Below are 13744 nucleotides of genomic sequence, written 5' to 3'. Positions count from 1 at the left end.
GGGACCTTCGGATCCCCTTCTCAGCTTCAGCTGAGAGCTTTATTATATCAGTTTGTCCGCCGTCTGACAAGTCCCGTTTTTTCTTCTGAAAGCAGTTGCAAAACGGGACTGGCTTGGATATCATAATAGTCGTAATCGCAGAAAAAAGGAGGGGGATTCCCTTGTATATTACCTATGAGATGGTGCGTCAGTCAGAAGAGATCCGCACCTATATTACCCAGGCGGATCAGTCCCTGTCGGCCCTTGGCTTTACCGAGCACAGTTTCGCCCATGTGACTCGCTGCGCCCATCTGGCCGCTCAGATCCTGGAGCAGCTGGGTTACAGCCAAAACGAGCAGGAGCTAGCCCGGATCGCCGGATTCATGCACGATATCGGAAACGTAGTCAACCGTCACGACCATGCCGAGACCGGCGCGGTGATGGCGTTCCGCATTCTGGACAAGATGGGTATGTCCCCCGCCGGAGTGGCCGCCGTCATCACGGCCATCGGCCACCACGACGACCCTACCGCCTTTCCGGTCAATCCAGTAGCTGCCGCCCTGATCCTGGCCGACAAGACCGACGTGCGCCGCAGCCGGGTGCGCAACAAGGATCACAAGAGTTTCGACATCCACGACCGGGTGAACTACGCCGCCGAACGCTCCGAACTGACGCTGGACCCGGACAAGCGCACCATTACCCTCTCTCTGTCCATCAACACCGAGTTCTGCGCTGTGATGGACTACTTTGAGATCTTCCTGGAGCGGATGCTGCTGTGCCGCCGTGCGGCAGAGTATCTGAAGCTCACCTTCAAGCTGGACATCAACGGACTGACGCTTTTATAATAGAGATTCAGATATGAAAGATGCTTTTATGGCAAGTTTCTTCCACGAAGGTGTTCTTGGCGGCGCCCTTTATCTTCAAAGCGACAAAGCACTGTACAGGACGGAGAAACCTACAATAGAGCCAAAATATCGATATCTGGAAATACCTTATAACGGGATTGAGCGGCTTGAAACAGGATTGACTCTGCTCTTGCCCACCGTTACATTTATTATGAAAAGCGGCGTTTCCTACAAGTTTGCAATTTTCAATCGGAAAAAGTTTTTATCCAGACTAAATGCGTTGAGGCATTGACTTTGAAAACCCCATAACATAGCACAACCCCCCGGCCATCCAACGTGACCGGGGGGCTACTTTTCGACCTGGGGTTCAATCACTTTTGCTACCTCTTACTTTCTGCAGATTTACCGTGCTTGGGTTCGGTCTCCTTGAAACTTCCATGGATCTCTTTGTTTCTCACAACTCATTGGCACTGGGTTCCGTCTTCAGCAAACTTCGCGTCAGAGGTTCTCCTTTGGTGCATTTCTCTTCATTGAAACTGGTTGGGAATACGTGGGAAACTGGAGTTTCAGGTCTACCGACTGCCATGGCCCGGTATGAAAAGATCGAGATACGAGGTGGGATAATCTCTTCACCCTATGAGTATTTGGATCTGGCGTTCCTCTTGCAAGCTACCCTCAGGCTTCACCTCCTGAGCTTTCGATTTTTGCCTGCTCAGTAAGGTCGGCTCATCGGCTTCCTTGTCTGAGTTTGAAGATCCTGACCTCATTTTGGGATCCGAGTCTTCCTAGTACATCGGGGACACCTCTTTCTCTTTCTTTCTGGCTATATTGTACTACTAGGCCACATGTTTGTCAATAGGTTTTTGTATGAAATTACTTGTTTTTTCTTTTGCAAGGAAGCCTTGCCCTTTGACTCAGTTTGGTATAGAATAAAAAAAGCGGGGCTTTTTCCGGCCCCATATCCTGCACAAAGGAGGCAGCTTATGAGCGATTGTCTGTTCTGTAAGATCGCGGCGGGAGAGATTCCCTCCAAGAAGGTCTACGAAGACGAAATGGTCTACGCCTTTTATGACATCGATCCCCAGGCTCCTACTCACTTCCTGGTGATCCCCAAGGCACATATCGGCTCCTGCGGTGAGATCACGGCGGAGAATTCCGCTGTGGTGGCCCACGCCTTTGAGGTCATCTCCCAGGTGACCCGTGAGATGGGTATTACCGACTTCCGGGTGGTGTCCAACTGCGGACCCCAGGCGGGGCAGAGTGTGGCCCACCTCCACTTCCACGTCCTGGCCGGACGGGACATGACCTGGCCTCCCGGCTGATGAAGCAGCATACGTTTTCTGTCCGGCCCCTCCCATGCCTGGCGTGGGCAGGGGCCTGGATCGTTTTATCAGGTCTGGTCCTGGTACGGCTGTGGGCCTTGCTGTACGGCCATCTGCCCAGTCTGGCCATTCCCGCTCTGGCGGCGGTCCTGACTGGGGCGGTCCTGCTGGCTGCCTGGCGGCTGGATATTCCCCGGCGCTTCCTGCTCCCCTTTGGGCCTACCTGGAAAACCGCGCTGATTGCCGTTCTCGCTTTTGTGCCCGGCATGGCACTGGACACCAGCTACCAGCTGTTTACCGTGGGCGACATGGCCATCGGCTCTGCCCCCTTCCGGCTGCTGTGCGGCATGGGCAGCGGGCTGTTCTTCTCCTGCGTGGTGCTGGCCCTGGTGTGGGCCTGCAAGGCCTTCGGCAGGGTAGCCATGCCCCGTGGAACTGTCTTTCTGGCTGTGGTGCTGGTGGTCAACGTGGTCACCGCTCTGTACTGCACCGGCAGCGCTGAGGTGTATTACTGGGACACCAACATTTACTGGAGCTCCAGCACCATGCTGGCAGGTCAGAGCCTTGGTCTGGCTCAACTGCGGCTGGTGGTGGAAAGCGTTATCACCCAGGAGTACAATTACCTGCTCTCCTTCCCCCTGTCCCTGGTGATGCGGGTGCTGGGTACCAACCGGTACGTGTTCCTGTTCGCCGCGGTGAATCTCTACGTCCTGCCTGCCCTGTTGGGCATGCTGGTGCTGGGGCAGAGAAGCAAGCACGGCGGTATCCTGCTGTGCTGCGCCACTCCCATGCTGCTCTACACTGCCCTCACCGGCTTTGTGGACGTGGCAGCCGCGGGCGCGGGGATCTGGGCTTTTCTGATTTATACGGACAAGTCCCGCCCCCAGGCCGCCCGGGGTATTTTGGCCGGAGCACTGCTTACCCTGGTATTTTTGCTGCGGCGGTACTTTTTCTTCTTTACCGTCTCCTTCGGTGTAGCCGCTTTCCTGGCCCTGCTGGTCAAGCGGAGCCAGTGGAAATCTTTCCTTACCATGGCCGTCACCGGGGTGGGCTTCAGCCTGTTCTTCGGCCAAAGCTTTGTGGTGAGCCAGGTGCTGTCGGCCAACTACGCCGACACCTACTCGGCCTATGACCAGGGCCGGTGGATCGACCTAGTGATGCTGTGCCGCTACTACGGCTATATCATGATGGCTGTGGCCTTGGTATGCGTGATCTTCCTACTGATCCGGCCCAAAAGCCGATACGGCGCTCTGCTGTGCCTGTGCCAGCCGGTGATCTGCCTGTTCCTCTTTACCCGCATCCAGTCCCACGGACAGCAGCACCTGCTGCTCTACCTGCCCGCCTTCTGCTTTGCCCTGGCGGGTGGCATGGAACTCCTGCCGGAACGGCGGACCGTCCGGTGGGTGCCCTGGGCACTGGCACTATGTACGCTGGGCAGCTCCTTCCTGCCCCGGGTACAGCCCTCCCATCCCTCTGAAATCACTGTCCCCGATCCGCTGCCCGCCTTCACCTATATCCCCACACAGCGCACTGACCTGGCCCAGCTGGTGGCTCTGCGGGTGTATGTGGACAGCCTGTCGACGGAGGAGCAAAAGACCGCTGCGGTAATTGCCTCCTCCTTTACCTTTAATTCCAGTATCTATGACAACACCCTTCGCTCCCTGAACATCCCCCAGTCTGATGGGCCCACCACCTCCATCACCTATTTCGCCACAGTGGATAAGCGGGACGGCTTCTCCTGGAACGCCCTCACTGCCGATTACCTCATTGTAGCCGATCCGGTGCAGACCCATCTGGGTGAAGATAACCAGCACATCCTCACCGTGCTGGCCCAGCCGGTCCTGGAGGGTACCGGGATCGGCACAGCCTATCAGCGTCTTGACCAGTCCTTCCCGTTGGAGGATGGAGTCACAGTCTACGTCTACGAGCGCACCCGGGATATCACCCAGGAAGAATACCAGGCCATCTCTGACACTCTGGTCTCTCTCTATCCCGATTATGCCGCTTTGTATCAGGTGCCGGCAGGAATCTTTTCTTAAAAACAGCAAACAGCGCCTGTCCCGACCGGGACAGGCGCTGTTTTTATGCGCCGAACAGAACCAGCAGCAGGCCGTAGAGCACGCTGGCCGAGATACCGTACACCAGCACGGGCCCTGCAATGACAAACAGCTTGGCACCTACGCCCATTACCAGTCCCTCACTGCGGAACTCCAGAGCGGGAGACACCACCGCGTTTGCAAAGCCGGTAATAGGCACCAAGGTGCCCGCTCCGGCGTGCTTTGCCAGCTTGTCAAACCAACCCAGGCCGGTGAACAGGGCAGCCAGGAAAATCAGGGTCACAGACACTGCCGTGCCCGCCTGGTCCTGGTCCAATCCCCAGCCCAAATATAAGTTCAACAGGCCCTGGCCCAGTACGGAGATGGCCCCGCCTACCAGGAAAGCCCATACCAGGTTTTTGGCCATGGGGGATGGCTTTGCTTTGGCGTTTACCAGGCGTTCATATTCCGAATTGGTCATGCTTCCGCCTCCTCTTTGCCCCATAGTTTCTCCCGCTTTGGGAAAAACTATGCCGCAAAGGTCAGCTCAGCTTGTCCCGCAGCACCTGGTTCACCACTGCCGGAGACGCCTGTCCTTTCAGCTGACGCATGACTTGCCCCACCAGAAAGCCAAAGGCCTTCTCCTTACCGGCTTTAAAGTCGGCCACCGACTTTTCGTTAACAGCAAGCACCTGCTCCACCACCGACTCTACCAGACCAGTGTCGGACACCTGCTCCAGGCCGTGCTCCTTCACGTAGGCGTCCACGTCCCCGTCGGTCTCAAACACCGCTTCAAAGACCTTGACGGCAGTGTTCCGGTTCAGCTTACCCTCCTTTACCAGAGCAATGAGCCGGGCCAGGGTGGCAGGAGTGAGCTTCATATCCTTGGCCTCCAGACCGTGGGCAGACAACTGGCCCAGCACCTGGCCCATGATCCAGTTGGCTCCCTGCTTAGGGTCGGTCCCCAGAGACACCAGAGCCTCGAAAAATTCAGCCAGGGCCTTCTGTGAGGTGATCATCTCCGTATCATAGACGGGCAGGCCCCAGTCCGCCTGATAGCGCGCCCGCTTGTGCTCCGCCAGTTCAGGCAGGGATGCCTTCAGATGCTCCAGATAGTCCCGGCTCAGTTCCACAGCCGGCAGGTCAGGGTCGGGGAAATAGCGGTAGTCCTGGGCGTTTTCCTTGGAGCGCATGGCATAGGTGGCATCCTTGTTCTCGTCCCACCGGCGGGTTTCCTGCACCACCCGCTTTCCCTCCTCAATCAGCTCGATCTGCCGCCGGGCCTCATAGGCGATGGCCCGGGAAATGGCCTTGAAGGAGTTGAGGTTCTTCATCTCGGTGCGGGTGCCGAACTCTGTGGAGCCCGCCGGCCGCACCGACAGGTTCACGTCGCACCGCAGAGAGCCCTCCTGCATCTTGCAGTCGGACACGCCCAGGTATTGCAGGGTCTCCTTCAGCTTTTCCAGATAGGCGATAACCTCCTCGGCGGAGCGGGAGTCCGGCTCGGTGACGATCTCGATGAGAGGCACGCCGCAGCGGTTGTAGTCCGTCAGGGTCTGGTCCAGCCAGGGGTCATGGACCAGCTTGCCCGCGTCCTCCTCCATGTGCAGTTCATGGATGCGGATGGTCTTGCCGCCCCCGATGTCCACCGCCCCGTCCCGGGCGATGGGCAGGTAAAGCTGGGAGATCTGGTAGGCCTTGGGCAGGTCGGGATAGAAGTAGTTCTTCCGGTCGAACCGGCTGACGGGGGTGATGGTACAGTTGAGGGCCAGCCCCGCCGTGGCCGCCAGCTCCACTACCTTCTCATTGAGCACCGGCAGGGTACCAGGCATGCCCATGCACACCGGGCAGCAGTGAGTGTTGGGGGCGCCGCCAAATTCGGTGGTGCAGGAGCAGAAGATCTTGGTCTTGGTGGCCAGCTCCACGTGGGTCTCCAGGCCGATGACAGTTTCCCAGGTCATTGCTCACCCCCTCCTTTCGGGCTCTGGCGGTGATAGTCGGTGTCCAACTGATAGCCGTAGGCGGCGTTCAGCACCGCCCCGTCCCCCAGGGCGGGGCCGATGAGCTGGGCCCCGATAGGCATACCCTTGGCATCAAAGCCGCAGGGCATGGACAGAGCGGGCAGACCTGCCAGGTTCACCGATACGGTGTAGATATCGCTGAGGTACATCTTCAGCGGGTCGGTCAGGCTCTCGCCCAGCTTGGGAGCGGTGGTGGGAGCCACTGGAGTGAGTAGCAGGTCATACTGCTCAAAGGCCTTGTCAAAGGCGGCCTTGATGACGGCCTTGGTCTGAAGGGCCTTTTTATAGTAGGCGTCGTAGTAGCCGGAGGACAGTACGAAGGTACCCAGCAGGATCCGCCGCTTCACCTCGGTGCCGAAGCCCTGGGTGCGGGTCTTGGTGTACAGCTCCCCCAGGTCTTCATAGCCCTCGGCCCGCCAGCCGTACTTCACGCCATCGAACCGGGACAGGTTGGAGGACGCCTCGGCGCAGGCGATGATATAGTAGGCGGGCACCACATACTCCATGACAGGGAGGGAAAACTCCTCCACTGTGGCGTCCCTGGCCTTCAGCACCTCAGCGGCAGCCAGCACGGCGGAGCGCACTTCAGGATCCAGACCGTCCCCGAAACAGTCCGCAGGCAGACCGATTTTCTTGCCCCGCAGGTCGCCGGTGAGGGAGGCCCGCAGGCCCCCGGCGGGGGTATCCAGGCTAGTGGAATCTCTTGCATCCTTCCCCATCATCACGTCCAGCACTGCCGCGCAGTCAGCGGCGGACCGAGCGATGGGGCCCATCTGATCCAGAGAGGAGGCGTAGGCGATAAGGCCGTACCGGGACACGGTGCCATAGGTGGGCTTCATTCCGGTGACGCCGCAGTAGGCAGCGGGCTGACGGATAGAGCCGCCGGTATCCGAGCCAATAGCGTACCACACCTCACCGGCCGCCACCGCCGCGGCGGCTCCGCCGGAGGAGCCGCCGGCGGCCCGGGTCAGGTCCCAGGGGTTTTTCACCGGCCCGAAACAGGAGGTCTCGGAGGTAGAGCCCATGGCAAACTCGTCCATGTTCAGCTTACCCAGGCTCACTGCCCCGGCGGCGGTGAGCCGCTCCACCACCGTGGCGTCGTAGCATGGGGTAAAGTCCCCCAGGATTTTGGAGGCGCAGGTGGTGCGCACTCCCTTGGTGCAGATGTTGTCCTTATAGGCCATGGGCACCCCCGCCAGCGGGGATGCGGTTCTCTCCGCCGCCGGGGCGGGAGATTCCGTTACTGTAATAAAGGCGTTGTTGACCGGCTGGGCGGCATGGATGCGAGCGCGGGAAATTTCCACAGCTTCCTGCCGGGTCACCTCACCGGAGCGGAGTTTTTCCCCCAATTCCAGGGCAGTCAGTTCAAACAGTTCCATGTTTTCCACCTCACTCCACCGTCTTGGGCACCAGGAAGGCACCGTCCTTTACCGCCGGGCCGTTGGCCAGCAGCTCTTCCCGGTCGCCGGAGGGGACAACCTCGTCGGACCGGGTCACATTCTTCAGGGGGAAAATATGGCTCACGGGCTCCACGCCGGAGGTGTCCAGGCGGTTCAGCACGTCCATATAGGCCACGATGCCCTCCAGCTGGGCGGTCATGGCGGTCTTTTCCTCCTGCGGCAATTGGAGCCGGGAGAGCTGAGAGATATAATCCACCATTTCTTCGGTAATTTTCATCGTATTTCCTCCTTACGATTCCAGACGGGTGCGGTCTCTGGGGAACAGGCAGGCCCGGCGGATGTTGTCCAGGCCGCAGAGCTGCATAGTCAGCCGCTCCAAGCCGATGCCCAGCCCGCCGTGGGGGGGCATGCCGTACTTGTGGATCATCAGGTAGCTTTCAAACTCCGCCGGGTCCATGCCCAGGCGCTCCATCTTTGCCACCTGGGCGGCCCAGTCGTGGATGCGTTGGCCACCGGTGGTCACCTCCAGCCCCCGGAACAGCAGGTCGAAGGACAGAGTGAATTTGGGGTCGGCAGGGTCGTCCATGGTGTAGAAGGGCCGCTTTTTGCTGGGGTAGTGGGTGACGAACACAAAGTCGCTCCCCCACTCCTCTTTGGCGTACCGGCCGATGGCGTACTCCTCCTCCGGCTCCAGGTCGTAGGGGTCCCGGATCTGATAACCGTACTTCTCCGCCGCCAGGGCCTTGATCTCGTCAAATCGGACGGCGGGGATCTGCTCCACATCGGGCAGCTCCACCCCCAGCAGAGCCAGGTCGGCAGCGTACTCCTGACGGAGCAGCTCCATCAGGTACTGCAGGAAGCCCTGCTCCATCTCCATCACGTTAGCAAAGGATTCAATATAGCCCATCTCGAAGTCCAGGGAGGTGTACTCGTTCAGATGGCGCTGGGTGGCGTGCTTCTCCGCCCGGAACACCGGGCCCACCTCGTACACCCGCTCGAACACCCCCACCATGGTCTGCTTGTAAAATTGGGGGGACTGGGCCAGAAAGGCTTTGCGGCCAAAATAGTCCAGGCGGAAGATGTTGGCACCTCCCTCCGCCCCGGCGTGGACGATCTTGGGGGTGTGGATCTCGGTGAACTCCTGGCTCTGGAGATAGTCCCGAAAAGCCCGGCAGATGCCGGCCTGGATGCGGAACACTGCCTGCTGCCGGGGGGTGCGGAGCACCACAGGCCGCAAGCCCAGTTCCGTGTCCAGGTGGAGGTCTAGCTTTTTCTTGGCCAGTGGCACTGGCGCAGGGGCGGCGGGCCGGGAGAGGACGGTTATCCTTGCGTCGGTCAGCTCCCTGCCGCCAGGAGCGCGGGGCTCGATGCGCCACATACCGAAGGCGGCCACGGCACAGCCCTCAGAGGCCCCGTCCAGGGCACTCTTATCGGTACACACACACTGGATCAGCCCTTTTCTGGTACGCAGGGTGAGGAAGGTGATCCCGCCCATATCTCGCAGGGCGTAGACCATACCGTAAAGGGTGACGGTCTGGTTATTCCGGGCCACCACCTTGTCTTCGTACTGCTGTCTTAAGAATACCATACCGTTCACAACCTTTCTTGAAAAAATAAAAAAAGTCCCGAAGCTGTACAATACAGCTTCGGGACGGAACAAACTCCGCGGTACCACCCAAAATTGCGCCGTCGTGTGCAACGAGCGCCACTCGGAGCCCCTAACGCGGGCGGGACGGGTGAGCCTACCTCCTGTCGCAGGACTCGAGTCACCAGCTCAAACGTGTTGCGCCATCCCATCCTGCCGGACCGGGCTCTCAGTCGGTGACCCGGATTCTCTGGCGGCCCTCACGGGCGGCGGTCGTTCTCATTGCTTTTGTTGTGGGTAGTATATGCGTTTTTCCGCAAAAAAGCAACTGTTATTTTTGACAGAATCCCTCCGTTGTATCCCGGAGCGGCTTATGGTACAATGTCAAAAAAGGCCGAAAGAGGGTGACTGGATATGAAGGATTGGGACGCGCTGTATCAGGCCTGTATGAACTGTAAGAACTGCGCGCTGGCCGACACCCGGCACAATGTGGTCTTCGGCGAGGGAGCCCGGGACGCCGAGATCATGTTTATCGGCGAAGGCCCCGGCGAGCAGGAAGATCTGACCGGGCGGCCCTTTGTGGGCCGGGCGGGCCAGCTGCTGGACGATATGCTGACTATGATCGACCTGAAGCGGGAAAAGGTATTCATCGGCAACATGGTCAAGTGCCGGCCGCCGGGAAACCGTGACCCGCTGAACATCGAGCAGGAGGCCTGCATCGGCTATCTGCGCAATCAGGTGGCTCTGATCCGTCCCAAGATCATTATCTGTCTGGGCCGGATCGCCGCCATGAAGCTGATGCGGGAGGATTTTAAAATCACCCGGGAGCACGGCCAGTGGATGGAAAAGGCCGGGGTGTGGATGATGGCCATGTACCACCCCTCCGCCCTGCTGCGGGACCCATCCAAACGGCCGGAGGCTTTTGTGGACCTGAAGTCCCTGCAGCACAAGGCCCGGGAGATCTGTGTGCGCACCTATCCCAACTGAGGCAGAACAAAGAGGGAGGACATCTGAGATGTCCTCCCTCTTCTTTGTTTTGATCCAATCATCAGCGAATGAAGTTGGTCATGCACTTCTCCACCGGCTGCGGCGGCGGTATCATACTGCGGCCCTGAGCTGTTACCTTCATCAGCCAGGCCATGTTCTCACCCAGCAGGCGCAGGGTCTGCACTCCTTCCGCATCTGCGGCCGCCTGTCCCGGCGTCCGGCCATAGACCAGGCTCCAGTAATTCGAGGAGGGCAAAAGCATCTCCGAATACATCAGATAGCGGTTCAACGCATCCAGAGCCTGTATCCCGCCTGCCCGCCGTACCGCGGTCACTGCCGCGCCCACCTTGTGCCGCAGCAGGCCTCCGCTGTTGCTGCATACAAAAAACGCACGGTCAAGAAATGCTTTCATCGGCCCCGTAGGTCCGGCAAAGTAAACGGAGTTTCCCAAAGTTAAAGATACCACATCAATCCCACGCGGACTTTTGCTCAACCGATACAGCCGGAGGGCTGGATAACAAGAAAAGGCGGTATGCGCCCCGTGGAGGGGTAGCGTACCGCCTTTTCTTGTGGGGGTTTCCAAAGGGGGCAACGCCCCCATTTGGCACACGACTTTGCGAAGCAAAGTGTAGTGTGTTATACGCTCTGCCGGCGTTGCCGTGAAAATGCCGTTGCCGCCGGGGAGGGCAAGGGCATTTGAAGCGGCAGGAAAACAGGGCTGTGCTTGCGTGGCGTGGAGCCGCAAGCGCAGGTCTGGACTCATCAGCAGACAGGGCGTATATGAAAGCCCCAGTTCCTCGTCCTACGCTCCAACTTGTGGACAAAGTGTCCCGAAGTTGTGGCCACACTCCCGGAAAAGTAGCAGGACAACGGGCAACCGTCAAGGCTGAAATGAACGGGTTTACACCCGGCCTTGACCTCCGCCCGCTGTCCCGCTGGATGGGTGGACAAGGCGGCCAATCCCTCAAAGTGCTTGGCCGCTCTCTTTCTGATTTTGAGGTATTCAGTTTTTCAAAATTGAATAATCAAAATAAATTTTTTCGATTGAAAAAATTTTATTTGTTATCATCTTCAATGCCATATTTTTTCTTTTGCCGAATCACATAATTACTGATTTTTTCATCATATAGTGGATACTGGTAATCCAACTGGCATGCCACTTCTGACGAAACCTCCCGGAACAATGCCATACATTGTTCAAAGGATTCCCACATATGGGGATAGGAATCCATATTATAAGTGGACATAAGTCGTTCCCACAATTCCTCTGGGACATATTGCTTCATAAATTTATAGTTTTTTCCCAAACTGAAATGAAATCCCTGTTTGATACCAATCAGCCAGGAAATCATGCGAAGCAATTCTTTTCGTACTATATCATTCATATGGTCAATAGCAAAAAGAATTTCTTTGCGGCATAAGCCCTTTACTACATATGTTGTAGTATTCCAAAATTCATTACAGCAATCGTCAAACATTCTTTGAGTAGGCTTCTGCAAGTGGTAGTCTATATCCGTTGGTATTGGCGGCTTTACGATACGGTTGTCTTTATCCAACAGTAACTTTACCAGTTTATCCCATGTAAAATACTCGTCTATCAGTTCCAGCGGCAGCAAAGTTAAATCTATCTTAACATCATCAGTAAACAGCATTAAATATGAAAATCCCTTTTCTACAGCTGGAAATAATTCCATATCTTCCGGCTTTTGCAGAATCAACCTTTCACCAAATATATCTAGCCATTTATCATCACTTGTGAAGCTGTCCATATCCGTAACAAAAAAAGTAATATCAAAATCCTGAAAATCATCAGGCGGAATATTTGTATTTGTTCTAGATCCTTCCAAAGTAACCATGCGAATGCGTTTGTCTGTTTTTGCAAAATTCAAAACAATATCATAAACTTCCTTTTCTGATCTCATTTTTATCTCCTCCAATTATTGAAATAGGTGTGAAGCCATTTTAGGGCTTTCCCGCCTTGATTACCCTTTAGCAAAGACGGGCGGGACTGTCAACGGCGGCGCATGAAATGCGCCGTTCATCTTGACCGTTGACTGGCTCGGCTGGCTTTGCTATCTTCCTGACAAATGGGAATGTCTAAGATAGTAAAGACGTCCCACATGCAACTCTTTCTTTTATTGCGGAAACCGTATCTTTAATTGTGAATGTAGTTGTGTCTATGACATTTGATTCATATACTCCCAAACCGGAAAATTGCTCCCACATTGTTTCCACTAATTCAATATTTGTTTTTCTATCTAATTTTGAGCGTTCCACAGCTCGCTTCATAGTTTCTTTTTTACTCGCTCTTAATACAATATAGTGTACCTCGTAATCTTCTTGGGCAAGAGCTTTCCATGGCTCCAAAAACCATGGCCCGACAATCCCATCTACAATTACATCATATCCGCCACGAGCATATCGCTTTGCAGCTTCTAAAAAGGCTTCAATGACAACCAGATTTTGCTCGTTGGATTCTGGCAAATGTGGTGGTATTGCGCCTTTGCTTAAGTAATGAAAAAAGTCATCGGTGTGCATATGCACTGATTTATCCATATCTGATTCCTTTGCGACAATTGACGCAGTTGTTGTTTTTCCTGTCCCCGGTGAGCCTGTAATCACAATAATTCTTCCTTGATTCATCTGTATTTTCCCTCACAATTCAAATTTATCACTTTGTTCCTGCCTGCTCAATCATCTTCTTCGCAAACTGCTGGAACATTTCAACAGTTTCTTTATCCATCGGTGTAAGCTGTCCGATCTGTCCAGCTATCATCGCCGTTACATCGTCAATGGAAAGTGGTTTTTGTTTCTGTTCCGCCAGTGCGTCCCGCATGGCTTGGAACATAGCGGCGGTCACAGCTTCTCCCGGCTGTTCCCCGTTGTCAATGTCTTTCTTAATGTCCCGCAGGATAGCCAGGAACACATTTTTGATTTTCTCAATCTCCGCTTCATGTTCCCCTATCTTTTGGGCGTTCAAAAGCTGTAAATCCTGCTTCGCTTCTGCCCGGTGTTCCGGGTGTTCTTTCATCAGGTCGGACAGGGAAGCCGTTGCCATCTCGATAAGCTGGTTTCTTGCTGTTATGCCCTTTGCCGCCGTATCCTGAAAATAAATCCGTATCAAATCTATCAGCTTAGGAAAATTCCTGTGTTCCAACAGGCGGTTGAGGATTTGCACATCAACAGCACCCGTCACAAGCCCCCTCACGGCTCCCTCGGACAAGCCTAATTCAGAAATATCGTAGCTTTTACGAACGCTCACGGTAGACAAGCCCAGTATGTAGTCTGTCGATACCTTAAATTCCTTTGCCACACCTATGAGAATATCACTGCTGACCGTTCTTGTTTCGCCGCTGACAATGCGGCTCAACTGGGAAGCGGAAACGCCTATCTTCTCCGCAAGTTCCTTTTGTGTGATGTGGTTCCCGTTGCATAAATCGGAAATCCGCTGTCCGGGCGTTCCGGGTAAAGCCATAGATACGCACCTCCTCCGCATACTTCCATTATACAGAATGATTGCAAAAATGCAATTTCCAAAGTGTAAACTTCATCAAAATGCAATTCTCGCA

General features: G+C 55.8%; 15 protein-coding genes. 6 read left to right on the top strand and 9 right to left on the bottom strand.

What is annotated here, in order from left to right:
• The first annotated feature begins 161 nt into the window (after nucleotides 1-161).
• The 4 genes from ACTNB1_RS00075 (at nucleotide 162) to ACTNB1_RS00060 (ending at nucleotide 4185) form a co-directional block, all read left to right on the top strand.
• Nucleotides 162-824 (top strand): HD domain-containing protein, encoded by a 663-nt coding sequence (locus ACTNB1_RS00075; protein ID WP_441167231.1) that lies wholly within the window; start codon nucleotides 162-164, stop codon nucleotides 822-824.
• Nucleotides 825-837: 13 nt separating this feature from the next.
• Nucleotides 838-1116 (top strand): hypothetical protein, encoded by a 279-nt coding sequence (locus ACTNB1_RS00070; protein ID WP_441167229.1) that lies wholly within the window; start codon nucleotides 838-840, stop codon nucleotides 1114-1116.
• A 691-nt stretch (nucleotides 1117-1807) separates the two neighbouring features.
• Nucleotides 1808-2146 carry a histidine triad nucleotide-binding protein gene (locus ACTNB1_RS00065; protein WP_441167227.1) on the top strand — a complete coding sequence of 113 codons (339 nt, stop codon included), beginning with the start codon at nucleotides 1808-1810 and terminating at the stop codon, nucleotides 2144-2146.
• Nucleotides 2146-4185, top strand: a complete 2040-nt coding sequence (locus ACTNB1_RS00060; protein ID WP_441167225.1) for a hypothetical protein — start codon at nucleotides 2146-2148, stop codon at nucleotides 4183-4185. The genes ACTNB1_RS00065 and ACTNB1_RS00060 overlap by 1 nt, the downstream gene beginning before the upstream one ends.
• A 43-nt stretch (nucleotides 4186-4228) precedes the next feature.
• Here ACTNB1_RS00060 and spoVAC read toward each other — a convergent pair whose 3' ends face one another.
• From spoVAC to aspS, 5 genes are all read right to left on the bottom strand, one after another.
• Nucleotides 4229-4663 (bottom strand): stage V sporulation protein AC, encoded by a 435-nt coding sequence (spoVAC, locus tag ACTNB1_RS00055; protein ID WP_441167223.1) that lies wholly within the window; start codon nucleotides 4661-4663, stop codon nucleotides 4229-4231.
• A 61-nt stretch (nucleotides 4664-4724) separates the two neighbouring features.
• Nucleotides 4725-6143, bottom strand: coding sequence for an Asp-tRNA(Asn)/Glu-tRNA(Gln) amidotransferase subunit GatB (gene gatB, locus ACTNB1_RS00050; protein ID WP_441167221.1), 1419 nt, complete (start codon nucleotides 6141-6143; stop codon nucleotides 4725-4727).
• Nucleotides 6140-7582 (bottom strand): Asp-tRNA(Asn)/Glu-tRNA(Gln) amidotransferase subunit GatA, encoded by a 1443-nt coding sequence (gatA, locus tag ACTNB1_RS00045; protein ID WP_441167219.1) that lies wholly within the window; start codon nucleotides 7580-7582, stop codon nucleotides 6140-6142. The genes gatB and gatA overlap by 4 nt, the downstream gene beginning before the upstream one ends.
• A 10-nt stretch (nucleotides 7583-7592) precedes the next feature.
• Complete coding sequence (gatC, locus tag ACTNB1_RS00040; RefSeq protein ID WP_441167217.1) at nucleotides 7593-7880, bottom strand: Asp-tRNA(Asn)/Glu-tRNA(Gln) amidotransferase subunit GatC; 288 nt, start codon at nucleotides 7878-7880, stop codon at nucleotides 7593-7595.
• Between the two features lie 12 nt (nucleotides 7881-7892).
• Nucleotides 7893-9191: an aspartate--tRNA(Asn) ligase gene (gene aspS, locus ACTNB1_RS00035; RefSeq protein ID WP_441167215.1), complete on the bottom strand. Its 1299-nt coding sequence runs from the start codon at nucleotides 9189-9191 to the stop codon at nucleotides 7893-7895.
• A gap of 411 nt (nucleotides 9192-9602) precedes the next feature.
• Here aspS and ACTNB1_RS00030 point away from each other — a divergent pair, with 411 nt between their 5' ends.
• The gene (locus ACTNB1_RS00030; protein WP_441167214.1) at nucleotides 9603-10175 is read left to right on the top strand and encodes a uracil-DNA glycosylase; all 573 of its coding nucleotides are present in this window, start codon (nucleotides 9603-9605) and stop codon (nucleotides 10173-10175) included.
• 61 nt (nucleotides 10176-10236) lie between these two features.
• Here ACTNB1_RS00030 and ACTNB1_RS00025 read toward each other — a convergent pair whose 3' ends face one another.
• A complete protein-coding gene (locus ACTNB1_RS00025; RefSeq protein WP_441167722.1) occupies nucleotides 10237-10776 on the bottom strand; it encodes a flavodoxin family protein in 540 nt (179 codons plus the stop codon).
• A 95-nt stretch (nucleotides 10777-10871) separates the two neighbouring features.
• Here ACTNB1_RS00025 and ACTNB1_RS00020 point away from each other — a divergent pair, with 95 nt between their 5' ends.
• Entirely contained in the window at nucleotides 10872-11282 is a 411-nt protein-coding gene (locus ACTNB1_RS00020) for a hypothetical protein (RefSeq protein ID WP_002334817.1), read from the top strand.
• On the opposite strand, the gene ACTNB1_RS00015 is transcribed toward ACTNB1_RS00020, so the two are convergent.
• From ACTNB1_RS00015 to ACTNB1_RS00005, 3 genes are all read right to left on the bottom strand, one after another.
• Entirely contained in the window at nucleotides 11231-12097 is an 867-nt protein-coding gene (locus ACTNB1_RS00015) for an aminoglycoside 6-adenylyltransferase AadE (RefSeq protein ID WP_001255868.1), read from the bottom strand. The genes ACTNB1_RS00020 and ACTNB1_RS00015 overlap by 52 nt on opposite strands.
• A gap of 175 nt (nucleotides 12098-12272) precedes the next feature.
• The gene (locus tag ACTNB1_RS00010) at nucleotides 12273-12818 is read right to left on the bottom strand and encodes an AAA family ATPase (protein ID WP_001071501.1); all 546 of its coding nucleotides are present in this window, start codon (nucleotides 12816-12818) and stop codon (nucleotides 12273-12275) included.
• Between the two features lie 28 nt (nucleotides 12819-12846).
• Nucleotides 12847-13650, bottom strand: coding sequence for a helix-turn-helix domain-containing protein (locus ACTNB1_RS00005; RefSeq protein WP_002334816.1), 804 nt, complete (start codon nucleotides 13648-13650; stop codon nucleotides 12847-12849).
• Between the last annotated feature and the right edge of the window lie 94 nt (nucleotides 13651-13744).

The sequence above is a fragment of the Flavonifractor sp. HCP28S3_F3 genome (assembly GCF_052065355.1).
Lineage (GTDB): Bacteria > Bacillota > Clostridia > Oscillospirales > Oscillospiraceae > Flavonifractor.
This window is presented reverse-complemented; position numbering and strand designations above follow the sequence as displayed.

Bases quoted from the DNA above. Each gene is read 5' to 3' on its own strand.
- ACTNB1_RS00065 (WP_441167227.1), top strand. From the start codon at position 1,808: ATGAGCGATTGTCTGTTCTGTAAGATCGCGGCGGGAGAGATTCCCTCC.
- gatC (WP_441167217.1), bottom strand. From the start codon at position 7,880: ATGAAAATTACCGAAGAAATGGTGGATTATATCTCTCAGCTCTCCCGG.
- gatB (WP_441167221.1), bottom strand. From the start codon at position 6,143: ATGACCTGGGAAACTGTCATCGGCCTGGAGACCCACGTGGAGCTGGCC.
- ACTNB1_RS00060 (WP_441167225.1), top strand. From the start codon at position 2,146: ATGAAGCAGCATACGTTTTCTGTCCGGCCCCTCCCATGCCTGGCGTGG.
- ACTNB1_RS00030 (WP_441167214.1), top strand. From the start codon at position 9,603: ATGAAGGATTGGGACGCGCTGTATCAGGCCTGTATGAACTGTAAGAAC.
- ACTNB1_RS00010 (WP_001071501.1), bottom strand. From the start codon at position 12,818: ATGAATCAAGGAAGAATTATTGTGATTACAGGCTCACCGGGGACAGGA.
- ACTNB1_RS00025 (WP_441167722.1), bottom strand. From the start codon at position 10,776: ATGGGGGCGTTGCCCCCTTTGGAAACCCCCACAAGAAAAGGCGGTACG.
- aspS (WP_441167215.1), bottom strand. From the start codon at position 9,191: ATGGTATTCTTAAGACAGCAGTACGAAGACAAGGTGGTGGCCCGGAAT.
- ACTNB1_RS00015 (WP_001255868.1), bottom strand. From the start codon at position 12,097: ATGAGATCAGAAAAGGAAGTTTATGATATTGTTTTGAATTTTGCAAAA.
- ACTNB1_RS00070 (WP_441167229.1), top strand. From the start codon at position 838: ATGAAAGATGCTTTTATGGCAAGTTTCTTCCACGAAGGTGTTCTTGGC.
- gatA (WP_441167219.1), bottom strand. From the start codon at position 7,582: ATGGAACTGTTTGAACTGACTGCCCTGGAATTGGGGGAAAAACTCCGC.
- spoVAC (WP_441167223.1), bottom strand. From the start codon at position 4,663: ATGACCAATTCGGAATATGAACGCCTGGTAAACGCCAAAGCAAAGCCA.
- ACTNB1_RS00005 (WP_002334816.1), bottom strand. From the start codon at position 13,650: ATGGCTTTACCCGGAACGCCCGGACAGCGGATTTCCGATTTATGCAAC.